The organism is Peptoniphilus sp. (genome assembly GCF_034090345.1).
GTDB lineage: Bacteria > Bacillota > Clostridia > Tissierellales > Peptoniphilaceae > Peptoniphilus.
This window is the reverse complement of the sequence record NZ_JAXDSS010000068.1, coordinates 1-20,449: the sequence shown is the minus strand read 5'-3', so window position 1 is coordinate 20,449 and position 20,449 is coordinate 1. Positions and strand designations below refer to the sequence as shown.

Annotated in this window: 21 protein-coding genes; 6 read left to right on the top strand and 15 right to left on the bottom strand. The window is 33.1% G+C overall.

Annotation, left to right across the window (positions count from 1 at the left end; translation table 11 throughout):
• Positions 1–11 precede the first annotated feature (11 nt).
• From SOR77_RS05910 to yfcC, 3 genes are all read right to left on the bottom strand, one after another.
• Positions 12–308 carry a hypothetical protein gene (locus SOR77_RS05910; RefSeq protein WP_320636228.1) on the bottom strand — a complete coding sequence of 99 codons (297 nt, stop codon included), beginning with the start codon at positions 306–308 and terminating at the stop codon, positions 12–14.
• A 16-nt stretch (positions 309–324) separates the two neighbouring features.
• Positions 325–1,632, bottom strand: a complete 1,308-nt coding sequence (locus SOR77_RS05905) for a S41 family peptidase (protein WP_320636227.1) — start codon at positions 1,630–1,632, stop codon at positions 325–327.
• 200 nt (positions 1,633–1,832) lie between these two features.
• Positions 1,833–3,545, bottom strand: a complete 1,713-nt coding sequence (gene yfcC / locus SOR77_RS05900; RefSeq protein ID WP_320636226.1) for a putative basic amino acid antiporter YfcC — start codon at positions 3,543–3,545, stop codon at positions 1,833–1,835.
• A 414-nt stretch (positions 3,546–3,959) separates the two neighbouring features.
• On the opposite strand from yfcC, the gene SOR77_RS05895 reads away from it, so the two are divergent.
• Positions 3,960–4,874: a DUF1002 domain-containing protein gene (locus SOR77_RS05895; protein ID WP_320636225.1), complete on the top strand. Its 915-nt coding sequence runs from the start codon at positions 3,960–3,962 to the stop codon at positions 4,872–4,874.
• Positions 4,875–4,929: 55 nt separating this feature from the next.
• Here SOR77_RS05895 and SOR77_RS05890 read toward each other — a convergent pair whose 3' ends face one another.
• From SOR77_RS05890 to mnmE, 9 genes are all read right to left on the bottom strand, one after another.
• The gene (locus SOR77_RS05890) at positions 4,930–5,301 is read right to left on the bottom strand and encodes a hypothetical protein (RefSeq protein WP_320636224.1); all 372 of its coding nucleotides are present in this window, start codon (positions 5,299–5,301) and stop codon (positions 4,930–4,932) included.
• Positions 5,301–5,906: a hypothetical protein gene (locus tag SOR77_RS05885; protein ID WP_320636223.1), complete on the bottom strand. Its 606-nt coding sequence runs from the start codon at positions 5,904–5,906 to the stop codon at positions 5,301–5,303. Before SOR77_RS05885 ends, SOR77_RS05890 begins: the two co-directional genes overlap by 1 nt.
• 173 nt (positions 5,907–6,079) lie before the next feature.
• Positions 6,080–6,505 carry a hypothetical protein gene (locus SOR77_RS05880; RefSeq protein ID WP_320636222.1) on the bottom strand — a complete coding sequence of 142 codons (426 nt, stop codon included), beginning with the start codon at positions 6,503–6,505 and terminating at the stop codon, positions 6,080–6,082.
• Between the two features lie 11 nt (positions 6,506–6,516).
• Positions 6,517–7,398 (bottom strand): PhzF family phenazine biosynthesis protein, encoded by an 882-nt coding sequence (locus tag SOR77_RS05875; RefSeq protein ID WP_320636221.1) that lies wholly within the window; start codon positions 7,396–7,398, stop codon positions 6,517–6,519.
• Positions 7,395–8,243 (bottom strand): ParB/RepB/Spo0J family partition protein, encoded by an 849-nt coding sequence (locus SOR77_RS05870; protein ID WP_320636220.1) that lies wholly within the window; start codon positions 8,241–8,243, stop codon positions 7,395–7,397. Before SOR77_RS05870 ends, SOR77_RS05875 begins: the two co-directional genes overlap by 4 nt.
• A gap of 5 nt (positions 8,244–8,248) precedes the next feature.
• Entirely contained in the window at positions 8,249–9,001 is a 753-nt protein-coding gene (locus SOR77_RS05865) for a ParA family protein (protein WP_320636219.1), read from the bottom strand.
• A 495-nt stretch (positions 9,002–9,496) separates the two neighbouring features.
• Positions 9,497–10,186, bottom strand: a complete 690-nt coding sequence (gene rsmG, locus SOR77_RS05860) for a 16S rRNA (guanine(527)-N(7))-methyltransferase RsmG (RefSeq protein ID WP_320636218.1) — start codon at positions 10,184–10,186, stop codon at positions 9,497–9,499.
• Positions 10,164–12,074 (bottom strand): tRNA uridine-5-carboxymethylaminomethyl(34) synthesis enzyme MnmG, encoded by a 1,911-nt coding sequence (mnmG, locus tag SOR77_RS05855; protein WP_320636217.1) that lies wholly within the window; start codon positions 12,072–12,074, stop codon positions 10,164–10,166. The genes rsmG and mnmG overlap by 23 nt, the downstream gene beginning before the upstream one ends.
• Positions 12,075–12,079: 5 nt before the next feature.
• Positions 12,080–13,456, bottom strand: coding sequence for a tRNA uridine-5-carboxymethylaminomethyl(34) synthesis GTPase MnmE (mnmE, locus tag SOR77_RS05850; RefSeq protein ID WP_320636216.1), 1,377 nt, complete (start codon positions 13,454–13,456; stop codon positions 12,080–12,082).
• 272 nt (positions 13,457–13,728) lie between these two features.
• On the opposite strand from mnmE, the gene SOR77_RS05845 reads away from it, so the two are divergent.
• Positions 13,729–14,343: a hypothetical protein gene (locus tag SOR77_RS05845; protein ID WP_320636215.1), complete on the top strand. Its 615-nt coding sequence runs from the start codon at positions 13,729–13,731 to the stop codon at positions 14,341–14,343.
• Positions 14,344–14,956: 613 nt separating this feature from the next.
• On the opposite strand, the gene SOR77_RS05840 is transcribed toward SOR77_RS05845, so the two are convergent.
• Positions 14,957–15,586, bottom strand: coding sequence for a hypothetical protein (locus SOR77_RS05840; RefSeq protein WP_320636214.1), 630 nt, complete (start codon positions 15,584–15,586; stop codon positions 14,957–14,959).
• 131 nt (positions 15,587–15,717) lie between these two features.
• Here SOR77_RS05840 and SOR77_RS05835 point away from each other — a divergent pair, with 131 nt between their 5' ends.
• Positions 15,718–16,293 (top strand): hypothetical protein, encoded by a 576-nt coding sequence (locus SOR77_RS05835; protein ID WP_320636213.1) that lies wholly within the window; start codon positions 15,718–15,720, stop codon positions 16,291–16,293.
• A 240-nt stretch (positions 16,294–16,533) separates the two neighbouring features.
• Here SOR77_RS05835 and SOR77_RS05830 read toward each other — a convergent pair whose 3' ends face one another.
• Entirely contained in the window at positions 16,534–17,649 is a 1,116-nt protein-coding gene (locus SOR77_RS05830) for a toxic anion resistance protein (RefSeq protein ID WP_320636212.1), read from the bottom strand.
• 8 nt (positions 17,650–17,657) lie between these two features.
• Complete coding sequence (locus tag SOR77_RS05825; protein WP_320636211.1) at positions 17,658–18,716, bottom strand: 5-bromo-4-chloroindolyl phosphate hydrolysis family protein; 1,059 nt, start codon at positions 18,714–18,716, stop codon at positions 17,658–17,660.
• A 164-nt stretch (positions 18,717–18,880) separates the two neighbouring features.
• Between SOR77_RS05825 and SOR77_RS05820 the strand changes: the two genes are divergently transcribed.
• The 3 genes from SOR77_RS05820 to SOR77_RS05810 form a co-directional block, all read left to right on the top strand.
• Positions 18,881–19,516: a GntR family transcriptional regulator gene (locus SOR77_RS05820; protein WP_320636210.1), complete on the top strand. Its 636-nt coding sequence runs from the start codon at positions 18,881–18,883 to the stop codon at positions 19,514–19,516.
• Positions 19,517–19,641: 125 nt separating this feature from the next.
• Entirely contained in the window at positions 19,642–20,106 is a 465-nt protein-coding gene (locus SOR77_RS05815) for a (2Fe-2S)-binding protein (protein WP_004819602.1), read from the top strand.
• Positions 20,103–20,449: FAD binding domain-containing protein (locus tag SOR77_RS05810; protein WP_320636209.1), on the top strand; the 347-nt coding region annotated here is incomplete at its 3' end. The genes SOR77_RS05815 and SOR77_RS05810, both read left to right, overlap by 4 nt.

The following is a 20,449-nucleotide window of genomic DNA, read 5'->3' as shown; positions in this document are numbered from 1 at the left end:
TTAATACTGGCCTATTTTACTTCTCTATATAGTCTATACAAGTGTAGTAAAATGTATATCAAAATTACCATAATTATTATGGCACTTACAAAACTTGAATAGATTGTCAGTTTTTCTATTAGATTAGAATATCTTTCTGCACCATTAAAAGCATCTTGTTTATTTAATAAAATCTTATTTGCAATAGTAATAACAAGAGTGGTGATTATGGTGCTAGATAGCTTTACTATTAAAACTAAAACTCCACCCATAAATATTTTCACTACTTCTCTTATAATATTTTCTTTGTTTAAAAGTTTATTTTCCATTTAATTTCTCCTCAATTTAATTAGACTCAAGCTTTAAAACCTCTTTTATACAAGGCTGGTCTATCAACGCCCCGCTCGTACTAGGGTCGCAAACTATATCCGGTGTGGTCTGTTCCAACTCATTTACACTGCCGCTTTCTGTTACACCTAAATTATAAGAATATCTAATCATATAACCTGTTTTATTAAGTGCAACTATCCTTGGATTTTCTCCTATACCATCTCCACCTGTTCTCTCTCCAATTAAAGTGGCAAGTCCACTTTCTTTTGAAAAAGATGCCATTGCTTCAGCTGCACTGTACACTCCTCTATCAACTAAAAGATAAATTTTTCCTTTAAATCTTATTGAATCATCATTCGGTTCTAAGTTCAAATTATATGTCATATAATACTTAAAATCTTTTAGTAATTCTTTTGTTTGTAAAGGAAATTTAAAAGACTCTAATATTTTATTATCTAACTTATCATATCTATTCTCTATTCTATTTTTAAAAAAATCAGATTTTATAAAATTATATCTTTTTGTTGTGTAGGACTTATCAATTAAATTAGGATATAAAAACCACAAATAGTAACTATCATCTCCACCACCGTTACCCCTTAAATCAATTACCAACGCTTTGTAATCCTTGATTTTTTCTAAATATGGTAAGATTATCTTCTTATCTTCTTCAACCCCCATATCAGTTTGCATTGCATTTATCTTTATATATCCTATATCATTTTTTATATCTCCTACTAAGACATTACTTATATTTCCATTCCTTACTATATTATTTAAAAAATCTTTTCTATTTCCATTTTCTAGTGCCTTTTTTATGCTGTCATTGTTTATATGATATCTTGCTCTTACCTTTGGCGATTCAAATTGCTCTATTTCCTGCTCAATATAATAATAAAGTTTATCTTCGGGTTTAATGTGATAACTTTTCATAAGCATATACATATTAAACCCTATTTTTTCATCAATCATTTGCGTATGCCCATTATGCAAATCTCCTAAAATCAAATTCATTTTATTATAAAAATCTGAAGCACTTTTGCTCTTTGCAATTTCTGCTCTGTACTTATCTCTGTTTGCCAACCAATCCACTCCGCTTTTGATTTTATTTACTTCAAAGTATGGATAAGTTTCTTTTAAAACTTCGTAGGCATAGTCAAAGTCTGCTAAGTAATCTTCGGTCGTGGTTACTGTCTGTTCAACTCTCGGCAGGTTTGGAAACGCATTCCCTTTTGTAAAATAATCTTTGTTCAGCCATAAACTCGCCCCTATTACTATGACTAATGCTCCTGCTATCAGCTTGCTCTTATTTGTATATTTCATAACCGCCTCCACATATTAGCTTTTCTTTATTATATTATAATTATATTATGAAAACAAACTAAAGTATCTTGTTTTCGAATAAAATAAAATAGGAGAGCAAAGGCTCACCTATTTTATTTCCGACTATCAAGACATCTTTAATGCCCAACTTTTCGAGAGAATATACGTCTTATTCTCTATTAACTTTAACATTTTTCACTCTATTGGAAATTGATTGCAACTGCAATTGAAACTATCACAAATCCCATTATCATGAAGAAAGCTTGCATTTTAATTTGGAATTTAGCCCACTTGCTCCAATCTATTCCCGCTACTCCAAGCACACCTATAAGGCTGGCTGAAACCGGTGTAAAGGCGTCTACAAATCCCGCTCCAAGTTGGTAACATAGAACTGCTATTTGTCTTGATACTCCAACTATATCAGAAAGCGGCGCCATTATAGGCATAGTAAGCGCTGCTTGACCTGAGTTTGAAGTAACTACTAAATTAAACAAACTTTGGAATACATACATTCCTATTGCTGCTATTGTCTTAGGTACTCCGTTTAAAACATTTCCAGCACTGTATAGAATTGTGTTGAGTGCAGAAGGTACATTCGCCTCTGAACCGCCAAGCACCAAAAGTATTCCCTTTGCCATACCAACTACTATTGCAGTTCCGGCAAGGTCTGATGCACCACTTTGGAAACTTGATGCCATGGAGTTTATAGTCATGTTATTTAGCTTAAATACTATAGCTGTAATACCTGAGACAAACCCCATTACAAAAAATTGAGATGCGATTTCAGGTATATAGTACGCCTTTGAAGTAACTCCCCAAACTATCCAAATAAGCCCCAATAACATTTCAAGTAATATCAATTTGTGTCCAAGTTTAAATTCTTTTTCTTCCTCTGTTGCATTGGTCACTACATTTCTAAAATGAGCATCTGCATCGTGCATAACTGACAGCTCAGGATTTTTTCTGATTTTTTCAGCATATCTCATCAAATATGCTGCAGAAAGAGCTGTAACTACAAACCACATTATAAGTCTGAATTTTGCACCTGAAAGCACAGGTATGCCGGCTATCCCTTGAGCCACCGCCACGCTGAACGGACTCATCCATGAAACCGCATTTCCAACTTGAGATGCCACATAAGTCACTGTTACTGCAACAATTGAGTCATATCCAAGAGCAATTACAAAAGGTACCATTATCATAGAAAACGGAATTACCTCTTCTGCCATGCCAAATGTCGCTCCGCCAAGTGAAAATAAAAAGAAAAATAGCGGTATAGCCAATCTCTCCATTCCCTTTGCCTTAGATATAAACGCATATATACCGGCGTCAATTGCACCTGTATTCATAATTATCCCAAATGCTCCGCCTACAACTAAGATCAGTGCAACTATCCCGACTGCTGAACCGTATTTATCCCCGCTCACAAGACCTTCAAATAGATAATTTAAAAATCCAAAGCCGCCAAAGTCATCAGTTCCCCAAAGCTTAGCTGTCTTGTGAAGTTTTGTGCTTGTATCATACATTGCCTCACCATACATTGAGTACAACTCATCATCACTGAGTCCAACTTCATCAAGCTTTGCTCGGTCAACATCTTTAAGGTCTGCAACAAGAGCTGTAAAAGCCTCCTTATCAACCTCAAACTCTTCCAGCTTAGCCGTATCATTTGACAGTTTCGGCAATTCTTCTGATAAAAAATTATTATTCAAATTATAGCTATATCTGAAAGTTTCCGCCATCAAAACTGTCTTTGTCTTAGTTTCCCCACTCGAATCCAAATACTCCACTTCATGAGTGGTAAATTTTCCCGCAGGCACTAAAAAAGTTATCAGCCAAGAGAAGAGTACAACACAAAATATGATTGCATAGGTGTGTGGAGTTTTGAACTTTGTCAAATCTTTCTTATTCATAAAAACCTCCCTCTATTAGCTTGTATCACACTGAATTGAATTTATATTCCGTTTTTAGAATATAAAATTTATACATTTAAAGGCGCTTGTTTATAATTCATATTTTAATATTTTAATAGACAATTCTTATATTTTTGAGCTTTATTTTTAAATAGTCCACAATTTTTAATAAGTTCGGTTAATTTGTGGATTATTTTTCTAAAATCCGCTCAGATTTTGTTAGCTTTATTAATATTTTTGTATTATCCACATGCGAAAACTGTCTTTATGCTTAATTTTGTCCACATTGGATAACTTTTTTAAAGTTTTTACACATGTTGATTAATTTAGTTAAGAATTTTCTAATTTTTTCTTTATTTCACCAAAAATTCAAATTCCTTTGATAAAATTTTGTTTGTTAAAGGATGTGAAAATATGAAGATACAAAATTTTAAATCTAAAATAAATTACACTGGAGCCGTTGCGCTTATCGGACTTAGTTTAGTCCCTAATTTGGTGTTTGCAGATGTGACAGTTGGAGACAGTATTGTAAGTATTGGTGCCAATTTGGACCGAAACCAACGAAAGGCTATTTTAGATGAATTGGACGCTCCTCAAGCGGCTGAAATTATCGAGGTTACCAATGCTGAAGAGTATAAATATCTTGGAGACAGTATTCCAAAATCTAAAATAGGTAATAAATCTATTTCAAGTTCCATGATAACTTACACAAAACCCGGCAGTGGTCTAAAGATCGAAGTTTCTGACAATATAAATTTCATAACTGAATCAACTTACAGAAATGCCTTGACAACAGCCGGTGTAACTGATGCAGAAGTCAAGATTACCGCACCGGTTTCTGTAACCGGAACGGCAGCTCTGACAGGCATTTTAAAAGCCTACGAACAATCAAGCGGTGTCAAGCTTGATGAGAATTTAAAAAAAGTTGCCAATCAAGAGATGGTAGTTACTCAAAATCTACAACAAGAAGTTGGTGAGAAAAAAACTGACGATTTAATCAATGCTATAAAAATTCAAATGAGCAAAAATATGCCTGAAAATGAGGAGCAAGTGCGTACAATTATAAACAGCGTCTCCCAAGAGTACAATATCAACATCAATGACAACCAAGTTGATTCTCTTGTAAATTTATTTACTAAGATGAAAAATTCTAATGTGGATTGGGATAAAGTGGCTAAAGAAGCGAGTAAGTACTCAAAAGTTGCCAAGGATTTAGCTAATAAAGCAAGCGATTATTTGAGTTCTGAAAAAGGACAGCAGGCTCTCGAAAAATCTAAGGGAATATTCGCTCAAATTATAGATTTTATAAAAAGTTTCTTTGCAAAATAAACATTAGATTTATACACGAAAAAGCAGACATTTCTATAATGTCTGCCCTTTTTGTCTATAACACTAATCCCAAATATTGGAATAGTACTGCAACAATCACCAAAGTAAGTAATATTTTGTAATTCTTCTTCTTATAAGCGAATACTCCGCCTATAAAACATATTAAATCCACTGCCATAATAGCTTTTAAAAAACTTATTTGTCCCAAAATGTAAGTGAATGTAATAGGTTTAAAATCTATAGGTAGCGACATCCTCATCAATGCTAAAATCATGAATATATATTTAATCCCCACCGCTAAAAACAGATTTACAAAAACGTATTTATTTTGATTTTCCCTATACGACTTAACAGCTGCACTCAAAATAATGAAACTATATAGCAAAATAAAGCTATTCAATGGTGTTTGAATCAATAAATTTTTCATTATCTATATCCGCTCCAGTTTGTAGTACCTATATAATCACTACCACCATATATCTTAGCTGTGTATTCACCTCTTACATGGCCACCTTCAAGGCGATATCTACCTGAATAATCTATATCAACAGAATGATATACTCCATATAATGTAGAAGCTATATCAATAAATACTCTTACCGGTCCACCTACAACAGAAGCTATTTTTGCTGCTATACCTGCAACTGCAGTACCTTTTATCCAACTTGCTTGTTTCCAATATTGAAAATATTGCCAATCATCATTTGCTGCTCTGTATGACATCGGCTTAATACTTGTATCATCTTCTATTTTTGATTTAAATATACCCTCTTCTGCCCCACTCATCTCTATTATTCTATAACCATTTTCTTCCCTATGCACAAATGTATAGTTTTTACCATCTATCGTTAAATTTTCTACATAATGTGTCAAATCCCCTTGTTCATTTAATTTTATTGGTAAAATTTTACTCGAAAAATAATTTGTACTATTCGTTTCTACCTCTTCAGCAAAAATATCATTCGCATATACAAAACTCATACATTGGATTAAAAAAGTCATCGCTAATAAAAAACTAAATTTCTTTTTCATTTTTATCCTCCTTCATAAATGTACATTTCATGACTAATAATACCAATCTTACATCATTTCGCGAAAATGACAATCAATTCATGAATTATATGCTAACGCTATCTACGATACCTCTACCCATCTTTTTTATTTTTAAACATACTTTAACAAAAAAGCAGACATTTCTGTCTGCTTTAGTTATATTTATTGAATATCTTTTCAAAGCTGTTTGCGCTCCTATCATCTAAAAGATACCATTTATTTTCAATTTTTATATATTTTCCCGACTTTATAACCATTGTCTTTTTATAACTTTTGTCATATATATTGATAAACTTCTCGCTCACCGGACTTGTTGTCATCTCAACTTCTTTAGCTCCTAAATCATTTATCATTAGCAGTATATCTCTGATTACAACTCTGTCGGTTATGGTCTTCATGCTTGAATTTTCATATTTCAAAAGTTCTACATAAGATGTATTTCCAAGTTCTAAGTGTATGACCTTATTTCTCTCCGCCAACACATTGTATGATATTAAGAGCAATATTAAAAAGAATGTAGATATCAACACTTGATTCATCTTTTTATTGTTATTTTTTTTCCTCTCTCTTCTCGACATTACTTCCCTTTCTATATATGAAGGACACCTTCCATAAATACAAATGCTTTTCCGCCAACTCTAACTCTGTCTTCTCCTATCATCTCGGCTGAAAGTTTTGACTCTCTTCCCAAGCAGGCTCCTTGAGTTGACTTTATATTCGTAAAGTTTAAATCTGTGTTTTTATTTAGATACAAGAGTGTTGCTCCTGTAGATGTCGCTGAACCGGCTTCTTCATCTATTCCTATGCTCGATGAAAATGTTCTCTGCACGATTTGATTGCCGTCCACCACTGTAAACACTTCAACGCTAATTGCTTCATCTCTTTCAGATATTTTTAAAATCTCTTCAAATTTAGGCTCTATTGAATATAGAGTTTCAATATCTTTTACCGGTACAACTATATCTTGTAACCCGGTCTTCACCTTTGCCGGAGCATAAAACTTATCCCCAATTCCAAGCTTGTCTTTGGTTGTCCCCAGTGCATTAATTATTTCTTCGTCAGAACTTATCCTCTTGTTGATAACTCCATCCAATAAGATATACACATTTTGAATTTCTTCATTCCTATATTCTAAATCCACATAAACTTTGCCTGATTTGGTGTGTTGCACAACTTTTTTTATTCCGTCTTCTATCGGCAATATGTAGTTGTGCTTGCACAGTGCGTAAAAAGTGGCAATAGTGGCGTGCCCACACAATGATATTTCCTCGTGAGGTGTAAAGAATCTGGTTTTGTACACTCCCACATCAAGTCTATCTATAAAGACAGTTTCAGACATTCTCAAATCTCTTGCTATTTTCTGCATTTCTTCATCATTTAAATTCTTTGAGCCAACTACAACTCCCGTCGGGTTGCCATCAAAGGTTCTATCTGTAAATGCATTTACAAGATACATATTTAAATATCTCATTCTTCCTCACTTCCGAGTATCTTCTCACAAATCCTCTCAAGATCTTCTTCTGAATAGTACTCTATTACAATCTTCTTGTTTTTTCCCTTACCTTTAAATTCAACTTTTGTTCCAAGTGCATCTTCTAAGCTTCTTCGTGCATCATCTAAAAAGATATTCTTTGTCTTTTCAGGAGGTCTTGAGAACAATAGAGTTGTCTCTTTTACCGTATTTCCAAGTTTAACTATTCTCTTTGCTTCTCTGTATTGTTGCTTAGGGTCTTTTATAGTCAACAAAAGTTTTCCGTGAGACGGCGACAACAAACCCTTTTGTAAAAACTCAACTACTCTTGGTTCAAGCTTTAATAGTCTGACAGTGTTTCCTATGTACTGTCTACTCTTTCCTATCGCATCTGAAAGCTCTTCTTGAGTTATATTGTACTCTTTCATTACCGATTTATATCCCAAAGCTTCTTCGATTGGGTTTAAGTCAACTCTTTGCACATTTTCAATCAAAGAAATTTTATCAGCTTCTTCTTCCGTTATATTTTTAATGATTGCCGGAACTTCTTCCAGCCCTGCAAGTTTAGCTGCTCTATATCTACGCTCCCCGGCAATTATTTGGTATTTTTCGCCATTTTCTTTTAATATCAACGGTTGAATTATACCAAATTCCTCTATAGATTCAGCAAGCTCTTTTAATTTTTCTTCATTAAACAACTTTCTCGCCTGTTTTTCATTGGGCTTTATTTTACTAATTTGAATTTTAGTAACCCCGGTTTTACTTTCTTCATTTAAAATCTTCGCTACTTCATCAGTATCTTTTAGAAAATTATTTAATCCTCTACCTAATCCACCTTTTTTCATCTATACTACTCCTGATTGTTCAAAAACTCTTTGGCTAACTTTCTATACGACCAAGCACCTTTTGAAATATTATCATAGTCGAAAATATGCGCTCCAAAACTTGGTGCTTCAGCCAACCTTATATTTCTTGGAATTGTTGTGTTATATACTTTTTCTTTGAAATATTTTTTGACTTCATCTTTAACCTGTGTAGAAAGCTTAGTCCTACTGTCATACATACACATAACTACACCTTCTATGGTCAAATCAGGGTTAAAATTCTCCTTTACCATAGAAATTGTATTCATTAGTTGTCCAACTCCTTCAAGAGCATAGTATTCACTTTGAACCGGAATAAATATAGAATCGGAAGCTACAAGAGAAAGCATTGAAAGAACTCCCAATGACGGAGGAGAATCTATAAAAATATAATCATAATCTCCCTTTATATCTTCAAGAGTTACTTTTAAAATATATTGCCAGTTATCTCTTTTAGATATTTCAAGCTCAATTCCGGCTAAATCAGGGCTTGATGCTATTAAATCCAATCCTTTCGTTGAAGAGTGCAGTATTTCAACCTCTCCCGAATCAAGAAGATCATATATGTTTTTCCCTTCACTTCCTCCAAGTCCCAGACCTGAGGTTGCATTAGCTTGTGGGTCAATATCTATAACTAATACCTTTTTCTTTTTTCTCGCTATTGCAGCTGAGAGATTTATAACTGTGGTAGTCTTTCCAACTCCACCTTTTTGATTAAAAACACTTATGACCTTAGCCATTTTCCCTCCATAATTTCCATCTATTACAATTATTTATTAGAAAATTTTTGTCATCTTTGCAACAAAATTTATTTCCTATAATTAATTATATATTGCTTTAAAAACTTTTCAAGCAATTCACACCAATAAATATTATTTAGAATTTATTTTTTAGTTCAATTTTTGCTGTTTTTAAAATTCAAACCCCGTGTTTGCAATGCTTTAGAGGCAAAATGCGCCACGTGGAGCATTTTTAAATTCAACTTATATTTTTTAATTTCTCTCATTTATTTTTTTATCACCTCTTATCAAAATTATTTTTAATTTCTATTTTGTTTTTATTCTCCTCATGCTCTATTTATTTTTCGAGTCATTTTTTTGCTTTTTTAAAAATGAAGTCCAGTGTTTGCAATGCTTTGGTGGCAAAATGCTCCACGTGGAGCATTTTTATTTTCCTTTTTACAGCTCTCACGTTTTAAAGTTTTCTGCATACAAAAAGCACTGATATCTCAGTGCTTATAGTGGCTGTGATTTTGGTTTGCCTCCGGCTCTTGGATACTTATCTTTTGTTGAGTTCACCTTTTCTATAACTACTAGGTAGTGAGTTATATCTTTCGGCAATTTAACTTCGATAATCTCCTTCAGTTTTCCGCCTAAAATTGAAAGTGCATTCTTAGACTCTTTCAATTCTTCTTTGTGTTCAGGGCCTTTCATGCAAATCAAATGTCCTCCAACTTTTACAAAAGGCAAATCATATTCGAGTAGTGTCCTCATATTTGCCACGGCTCTTGATGTAACTATGTCAAATGATTCTCTGAGCTCTCCCCTTGCGGCTTCTTCCGCCCTTCCATGGATTGCCTCTATGCCCTCTAATCCAAGTTCTCCTATTACTTCTCTTAAAAAAACAATTCTCTTGTTTAGAGAGTCAAGTAGCGTCACTTCAATTTCCGGATTATAAATTTTGAGTGGAAGTCCGGGAAACCCCGCTCCGGTTCCCACGTCTAATAAGGTCTTCCCTGCTTTTAAATACTCCGTCTTTGCTATTGATAGCGAGTCCAGAAAGTGTTTAACATCAACTTCATCAGAATCAGTTATGGCAGTCAAATTCATTACCTTATTTTTTTCCAATAGCATTTCTTTGTACTTTTCAAGCTGCTCTACTTTTGAAGTTTCCAGATTGAAATCAATTAGTCTGTCTTTCAGCATCTCTTCTCCTAAGTTCCAAATGAATCAACAACACATTTATATCTGCCGGTGAAACACCCGTTATTCTTGAAGCTTGACCTATGGACTCAGGCTTGATTCTGCTAAGTTTTTCAACTGCCTCAAGTCTTAACCCGTTTACCTTTGTATAGTCAAAGTCTTGCTCCAACTTTTTACTTTCCAACTTTTTGAACTGATTTATCTGTTGTTGTTGCTTAGTGATATATCCTTCATATTTAGTTTCTATTTCAACTTGTTCAGTTACATCATCTGTCAACTCAGGTCTATCTGAATCAAACACTTTTAATTTTTCATAATTCAACTCAGGTCTTCTCAACAGTTCTTTCAAAGTAACCGTATTTACAAGTGGTGTAGAACTAAGCTCTTGAACTTTTCTATTGTTTTCCTCGTTTGGATTTATCTTTATGCTCTCAATTCTTTCAAGCTCTTTTTCTATTGCCTCTTTACGTGATAAAAATCTTTGGTATCTATCTTCTTTTATAAGTCCTACTTCATATCCCCTTGGTGTAAGTCTTAAATCCGCATTATCTTGTCTAAGAGTCAATCTGTATTCCGCTCTTGCAGTCATCATTCTATAAGGCTCTCTCGTTCCCTTAGTTACAATATCGTCAATTAATACTCCAATATATGCTTCCGACCTATCCAATACCATTGCGTCTTTTCCGGCAACCTTTAAAGCTGCATTTATTCCGGCAACTATTCCTTGTGCCGCCGCCTCTTCATATCCTGACGAGCCGTTTATCTGTCCCGCAAAGAAAAGCCCCTCTATCTCCATGTGTTCAAGAGATCTCTTTAATGCCATTGCATTTATTGCATCATACTCTATCGCATAAGCCGGTCTCATAATCTCACAGTTTTCAAGACCTATAATCTCCTTGTAGAATTCATTTTGAACATCTTCAGGTAGAGACGATGAAACCCCTTGAATATACATTTCATCAGTCGTAAGCCCTTCCGGCTCTATGAACACCTGGTGCGAAGGCTTATCTGAAAATCTTGTAACCTTATCTTCAATAGAAGGACAATATCTAGGCCCAACACCCTCTATATTCCCAAGAGATAGTGCTGAACGCCCGATGTTCTCTCTGATTATCTCATGACATCTCTCTGTAGTATAAGTCAAATAGCAATCTTCTTGCTTTTTGCTAAAATCTTTTCCAAAATTTTCAAAAGAAAAAGGAACAACCTTAGAATCTCCCTTTTGAACTTGCATATTGGAAAAATCTATACTTCTTCTGTTAACCCTTGCCGGTGTTCCGGTTTTCAATCTTATTATTTCAAGTCCATTTGCCTCTAGTGAAGAAGTAAGTTCATTTGCCGGTTTAAAGCCTTGCGGACCTGAGGCGTAGTTTAACTCTCCAATATGAATTCTGCCGTGAAGATAAGTTCCCGTTGCAACAACAATTGCCTTTGCTCTGTATATTGCTCCGGTGTGAGTTACAACCCCGGTAACTTTTTTGTCTTCAATTAAAAGTTCCACAGCTTCATTTTCTTTAAGGCTCAAGTTGTCTTGATTTTCGATGACTCTCTTCATCTCATCATGGTACGCTCTCTTGTCCGCTTGTGCCCTTAGAGAGTGTACTGCCGGTCCCTTTGATGTGTTTAACATCCTCGACTGAATATAAGTTGCGTCTATTACTTTTGCCATTTGACCGCCCAAGGCGTCAACTTCTCTTACTAAATGTCCCTTGCCGGTTCCTCCGACATTCGGATTACAACTCATAGCTGCAATGGAATCTAAATTTAATACCAACATCAACGTATCCTTGCCGATTCTAGCTGAAGCAAGAGCCGCCTCACAGCCGGCATGCCCTCCGCCTATGACCACTACATCATAGCTTCCGGCTTCATATCTTTTAACTTTTTCCATAATACCTACTTTCCAATACAGAATTCACTAAATACCACATCAAGCACGTCTTCTGTAGTAGTTTCTCCTGTAATATTGGATAGACTTGAAATTGCATCTTCCAAATCCACCTCTATTAAATCCATAAACACTTCGTTTTTTACTCCCGTTAGAGCATCTTCCATAGACTTCTTGGCCGCCTTTAAAGACTCTATATGCCTTACGTTGTTTACATATATATCAGATGTTTCCTTTATCTCTCCATCAAAGAACATCTCAACAACCTTGTCCTCAAGCACCTTAGCTCCGTCTCTTTCAACGGATATCTCTATCGCTTCCCTGTCTCCTAAAAACTCTCTAAGCTCTTTATCAGAAACTTTTCTATCCAAGTCTATTTTATTCAATAAAATTATGTGCTTTTTATCGTCAACTAACTTCAGTATTTCATAATCATCACTTTCCAGCTCTCTTGATAAATCAAAAATTGTAATTATCAAATCACTTTCTTCAATGCTCTGCTTTGCACGATCAACACCTATCTTTTCAACCGCATCATCAGTTTCACGAATGCCCGCAGTATCAGTTATCTTTAAAAGCACTCCCTCTAAATTTACATAGTCTGTGATTGTATCCCTTGTGGTTCCAGGAATGTCAGTAACTATCGCCCTTTCGTCCTTTAACATGGCATTTAGCAAAGATGACTTTCCAACATTTGGCTTACCTAAGATTACGGTATTTATGCCGTCTCTTATAAGACGTCCTCTGTTTGAATTGGCTAGCAATCCATCTATATCCCCTATCACATCGATTGCCTCTTCTTCAAGTCTTCTATAATTTGCCATATCTATTTCATCTTCCGGAAAATCAATATTTGCAACTATAAGAGCCGTCATTCTCATTATCTTTTCCTTCATCGATCTTATTGCGCCGCTCAAGTTCCCCTCAAGTTGCTTAATACTCATATCGTATGAAATTTCACTCTTAGAATTTATAACATCTATTACAGCCTCTGCTTGAGATAAGTCCAGTCTTCCGTTTAAGAAAGCTCTCTTAGTGAACTCCCCTCTATCGGCAAGCCTTGCTCCGGCAGATAACAATAAATTTAAAATTTTTCTCACAGAAACTATCCCACCGTGACAGTATATTTCAACAATATCTTCACGAGTGTAGCTATGAGGGCCCTGCATTTTACATACTAAAACTTCATCTACAAGCTTTTCACTGTCGTAGATATGTCCGTACATCATAGTTCTGTTCTTGCTGTCTTCAATTGTCTTTTTAGAAATTGGTCTAAAAAATTTATCTGCTATTCTAATCGATTCATCCCCGCTCATTCTGACAATACCTATTCCGGCTTGCCCCGTAGCAGTTGAAATAGCAGCTATAGTATCTGTTAACATCATACACCCCCTGACTTTATATCATATAACAGAAGTAAATAGTTTACAATAAATTGATAACCATGCTTTTTCAATAATATTTTTAATTTAAATATTTTAAAACTTTCTACAATAATACATCTAATTTTGTATATTATGTCAATAGGGGATATTTGAGAATCTTTATAGTGTTTGTTTTCTTTTTAAGTTTGTGATATCATTTGCTTGTAGCAACATATTATTTTATTATTTGTTTATTGTGAAAATGGAGAAAACGTATTAAAAAAATCATTTCAGTGTTATTAGTTGTTATTATTTTATTAAATAATGTTGATGTTAGCACATTTTCGTTTAGTTCCGACCGTGCAGATTTTTACATAGTTGAACAAAATGATAATTATGAAAAAATAATTTTAAAAGAGAAAAATGGAGATACTTATGTTGCTGAAACATATCTTAACGGAAGTACGTCAAAATATATTTTAAAAGATACGGACGGAAATATCATTGAAGAAATGCAATTTGATAGTTCTTCACATAATATCATTCCTAATGATGATACTTTTGAAGACTTATTAATAAAACCTTATTCTTGGAGTGAATGGAATTCTCCAACTATTACAAGAGGACATACATCTTTTCCTAGAGGTATTACTCTGTCTTCTGCGGTTACTATCATCGTTGTTGTCCTTGGTGGTGGTATAACATATTCTTTAGCTGCCGGAATAGCCGCCGCAGTTGTTAACGAAGGTTTGGGTGATTTATGGTATGTTCGAAAAAGAAGTTATAGACATGATTATTCTACTAATAGATATCAAGGTCGCGATATAATAGATTTTTATAGAGATAGTGCTTATAGAGACTATATACGTACTGAAACTTCATATTGGTATGGAGATGCTATTAATTAATATGAGAAGAGTTACTTTTGTTGTAAATTTATTTATAATATCTTTAATATATCTTTTAATATGGCAAAATAGATTAAAGGCTATAATTGGAATTGTTGTTCTATACTCTTTATTTAGTATATTTATAAACAGTAAATATACTAAAGAGGAAAAATATAAGCCTTATATATTACTTTTAATAATTCCAATTATTTTAATCAATATTTACCTCTCAAATAAATTAGTTCTTTATTTAATCTTATCTTATATTATCTCTTTACTTTTAATCGTATTTGATTATATAAAAAAGAATTTTTAAGAAAATAGAGAGCTTATCATTTTGTTTAAATAAAATATAGTTAAAAATAATATAGTACTAATATTTATAAAATCAATTTTCACCTTCCCCTACATTTCTAATACAATAGACTTTAATACTGATATTTATTTTTAAGCTTTTAAAAATTATTATAAACTCTATTTGAAATTCGAATACTCAACGCAACTATTCTCATGGTCGAGTCTAATTAAATCATATTCACCCGTTTTATCTAAACTAAAACCACTTTCCGAGACTATTCCATTGTCTTTTTCTGTAAATTTCTTTTCAATCTATAGTAATCTATTTAAATACTTAAATTTCTGACAAAAACGATTCAAAAATTTTAATTGCTTCTTCTTTAGATGGTATACGGTCTACTATATAAATAACATCATTATATTGAAAATCTAATGTATATCCGCCTTTAACTTCTGCTGTCGGTCCTAAAATATGTGCTGAAACTCCCTTTATGCTTACAGTTCCCTCATCAGTATAGTATCCACCATAAGTGTGCTCAAAATTTGCACTTCCTTCTCTTAAAAATTGCATAGTATAGTATGTCACTGGTCTTCTACCTATCTGCTCTAGAATATTATCATCTGTAAGTTCTTTTGAAGGATGAAAAACATCAATTCGTGTCATGTGTCTATTTGAATATGCAACTTTAGCACCTTCTGTTATATAAGAATGTAAAAATTTATAGTCTAATTTCTCTTCTACCTCTTCTAAAGAATTAAATACATTTAATAATTGATTTTCTGAAAAATAAATTTCTCCTTCATTTCTGCTGATTTCATTTACCCCTATAGCTTTTAAGTTCCTCTCAATATCAATAGTATTGGTTCTATATTTATCGCCCATTAATGTAAATCCGACTAATACAAGTCCTAGTGTAGAAACCAATAAAATTCCAAGCAAAGCCTTTATCTTTTTATCTTTCATAATTTTCCTCCTTAAACAAAAGTGTATACAAATTTTTAAAATCATGTTATTATTTAGTTAGTTACAAAAGCATTATATAACCTTGAAAATCAAATGTAAACACATAAAATAAATTAACTTAGGAGGTATCTATGAAAAAAGTATTTTATTTAGGTTTATTAGTGCTTAGTTTAGTTATAGTGACTTCTAACTATAGCTTTGCAAAAGAAAATGAAACTATTGGTGCGAAAGATGTTCCCGTTACATTAGATGAATTAGAACATTTAGGTGAAGTAGCTTACTTTAATGAGAATACTGGAGAATACTTTGTTTGGCTTGATAAAACAAATGAGCCTAGCTCACTAACTAGTGCAACTTACTCAAATTCATCACTGCGTAATTTTTCTTTTAAAATCCGATATTCTTTAGATGTTGGCTATATATATGTTCCAACATCTAGTATACAAGCAGTAATACATGATGCCTATATTGGTGATTCCAATTCTACAGTCATGAACGGTTTTAACGACTATCCTTATGCCTTAGATTTTTCTCCTCGAGGGTTATTTGGTGGTCAACAAACAATAACTATGAATATAGCTACAAAAAAAATAGGATATTTAGATGGTCTTCGTGCAGGTAGTGATTATTATCTTACAGTTAGAAATCCTGGTAGATTACCTGACGGATTGTACATCTACGGATCAGGTAGTATATTCGCAAATTAAAAATTTTTATTTTACTCATTAAAATTTTAATATAATTATTGTTTAAATTTAATTTTAATTTGTTTTTTTGTTTACATTTTGATTATACCATCGTTTAAAATACGGTGGTATTTTTGATTATTTTCAGCTCTTTAAATCAAATTTGTATTAAAAAATTAAGACGTATTTTTAATCTTTCTCACCATTAAAAATATCTATCGGAGCAATCCCAATAGATATTTTCTAAATTTGTATTTTTAATTAATTTATCTTACTGCCTTCCATAAGTGTCTTTTTAAGGTTTCCCTCAATTTCTGCAAGAGCTTTTTCTGCCTCTGCTCTTCGCTGTCTTCCCTCTGCTTGTATTGCTTTGACATCATTTAAGGCTTCTATTAGCTTTTCATTTGTGTACTTAATTGTATCTATGTCCACAATTCCTCTCTCTGTTGCTCTTTGTGTCTCAACTGTCGCCATTTTAATATTTTCGGCATTTTTTCTAAGCAACTGATTGGTGTAGTCTGTAACTTCTTTTTGAGCTCTCGCCGCATCCAATGAGTGTCCTGCTGAAAGCGCAAGAACCATCTGATTCTTCCAAAGTGGTATTGTATTCACTATTGTGGATTGCAATTTCTCAAGCATGACTGTGTTTGAAGATTGTATCATTCTAATTTGCGGTGCCATTTGAAGGCTTACCATCTTTGTGAGTTCAAGGTCGTGAAGTTTCTTTTCAAACCTGTTTATCATGTTTATATGGTCTCTTACTAGTTGGGCATCTACCGGAGAATTTGATGTGTTTGCCTTGCTCTCTAATGCTTTTAATTCTACATTTTTAGCTTCTTCTAATTTTTTCTTTCCTGCAATTATATACATGGAAAGTTCTTTGTAGTAATCTGCATTTAATTTATACATCTCATCTAGGTTTGCAATGTCTCTCATCAAAGTTATTTGATGTCCTTCAAGTGCTTTTTTTACATCGTTTACATTGTGTTCTACATCTGTGAACTTGGTCTTAAATGCTGTGACTTTGTTGGCTCCTTTTTTGAAAATTTTGAAGAATCCCTTATCTTCTTCGTCTATTTCAAAACTCTTTAACTGATTTACTACATTTGATAAAAGTGTTCCAACTTCTTCTAAATCCTTTGTGTACACTGACTCCAAAGTTTTTTCTGAAAAACCGGCTATTTTATTTTGCGCTCCGCTTCCATAGCTTAGGACTTGGTTTGAATTTGTGATGTCTATCTTTTTGGCAAATTCTTCTACTTTTTTTCTCTCTTCTTCTGTCAGCTTTATATCTACTTCTTCTGTCTTTTCAACTATAACTTGTGTTTCTTGTTCTCTCTTCGGCTCATTCGGTTCGAGCGTCAATTCAAAATCCATATATCCTCCTATAATCTATCTAGTAATCCCTCTTGGTGCAACATGCTCTTTAAAACTGAAATGTCTGTCTTTATATCTATTACAGCCCCTTCGTACATATCTTCAAGCAGATTTCTAAATGCTTCATTTATTATCTTTATGGAGCTTTTAATATCTTCTTTTAATTCTAAAATCTTTGGCGAATCCAACCCTGATTTTTGAATTAGTTCATACTCTCCTAACAATTTTAATACTGATGGTAGATAGTACTCCCTGAACCTTTCAAATTGCTCCAAATCTTGAGGCTTGGCCTTTGCGTTTGAATATATCTTTTCAACTAAGAGCAATAGTTCTTTAACTTCAGACTTCATCGGCTCTTCAAGAGATTCATGGTAATTCAACATCTCTCCAAGATAGTTTCGCTCTATTGCCTTAGGTTCTTCTATTTTTTCTTCTTGCTTTACACTTCTTATAGGTATTCTTCTGTATTCTTCATAGGTCTTGTTGTCAAGCATAACTGCCCCGTCGACAATCCTTGCTTCTTTAAAGTAATCTTTTTGAATGTAGTACGATATGTCGTTCAAAACTGTTTCTTCATCTACATTTGCAAGTAGTGCAAGTTCTCTTATATTGCAAATTGCCCCGCTTCCAAAACCTCTTAGATATTTATTGTATCTTTGCATTACTTTGGAAATAAGTTTTTGCTTTCTCATTTCTCTTCTTGTAAAGAATCCTGCAACTAAGAACATAAGTCCTACAAATATTGTTGTTATATCTAAAAAGTCAATCAACGCCTGAAATATTACTATAACTCCCGTGGCAATAGAAAAAAACGTAGCTACATTTAATAGTTTAACCATACTAGCTGAATTTTTTATCTCTCTTGGATTCTGCTCTACTATTCTCTTATTCTTTGCCGGAACTATCGCTCTTTGAGGGACCTCCGCATTGTTTATCATATCCATAATTTCTCTTACGGAATTTCCAAAGCTATTCTTTAGTGTCTTTGCAATTTTACTTAGTTCATCAGAATTTAAAAAGAAATTATTTCTATTTTTGTTTTCTCCGTCATCGTATCTGTCGTTCATATTCCCTCCTTAAATTCTATTATACTAAAGTTGCAATTTAAGTAAACTTTAATTGAATTATTTAATTTAAACTTAACCATTTCTTGACAATTATTACAAGACTTTGATTTTTAAAACTACTCTTAATTTAACACTTGGTTTATAATTAATTGAGGAGGTACGATTTGGAAATTAAAAAGATCAATCTAAAAGAACAAACTTATAATTTAATAAAAGATAGAATACTGAAAAGACAATATAGACTTGGTGAAAGTTTAAAGATTTCTAAATTAAGTGATGAACTAAAAATAAGTAATACTCCTATAAGAGAGGCTCTAAGTTATTTAGAATCTGAGGGACTTGTAGAATTTTCTGACGGAAAATACTCTGTTGTCAATCTCACTGTAAAAGATATAGTCCAACTTAATAATGCAGTTTTAGTAAATATTCTTGCAGCGCTGGATATAGTAATCGAAGAAAATCACACAGAAAAATTAATTGAATTTGAAAAACAATCTCTAAAAAAACAGAAGAAACTTCAAGATGAGCAATCTGATATAAACTTTAACTTTGTAAAAACTTTTGTAGATTTTAACAGAAATATAGTCTTGGCAGCTGATAATAAATTCTTACTCAGAATTTTTGATAACTTGTTTTCAATTCTAATCTTGGCAACTTCATATAACAAAAAAACTTATAAAGATGTTCATTATAAACTACACATTGAAATTTATGATGCTCTTGTTGAAAAAGACTACTCTAAAGTGAGAGGCTCTTTAAAAGAACTGTTTAATAAAGATGAATCATCTTTCGAGTTTTAAATTATAAATAATATCAAATTAAAAATTTATTTTCTATATATCACGTTAAAACGTATTGACATAAATATTTTAGCTTGGTATTATTTTTATATTAAAGTATGCACAGTGCATAATGAGGTGGTTATATGAATATTACATGTAATATAAATGGAGCGGAAGTTTCTGCAGATGTAAGTGAGAAAACTCGTCTTATTGATTTTTTAAGAGATGAACTACATCTTACCGGAACTAAAGAGGGTTGTTCTGAAGGTGAATGTGGTGCTTGCACTGTGATAGTGAACAAGAGAGCTGTAACTTCTTGTACAATGCTTGCCGCTCAAGTTGACGACTGTGAAGTTTTGACTATTGAAGGGCTAAAACAAAACGGTGAATTTGATATTCTTCAAGAAAAATTTGTAGAACACGGCGCAGTTCAATGCGGATTCTGCTCTCCGGGATTTATAATGAGCGCCAAGGCTCTTATGATGAATAACTCAAACCCAACTATGGATAATATAAAAAGGGCAATAGAGGGCAATCTGTGCCGTTGTACAGGATATATAAAAATCATTGAGGCTATTGATGCTGCTGTTAAGGAGGTTTCTAAATGATATACTCTCCAAAAACTAAAGACGAATTAATTGAATTAATTAAAATAAAAGATGAAAATACATATTTTATCGCCGGTGGCACGGATATAATAATCAAAATAAAAAATAAAAAGCTCACTGACTACAATATAATTGACTTAACTAAGATGAGAGAGTTTGCCAAAATTGAAGAAAACGATTCTATGATATCTGTCGGCTCTATTGTCACTATGACAGAACTAATTGAAAGTGAAATTATCAAAAAATATTTCCATTCAATCTATCAATCTGCGTATCATCTAGGTTCTGAACAGATTAGAAACCTTGCAACAATTGGGGGAAATCTTGCCAATGCATCTCAATC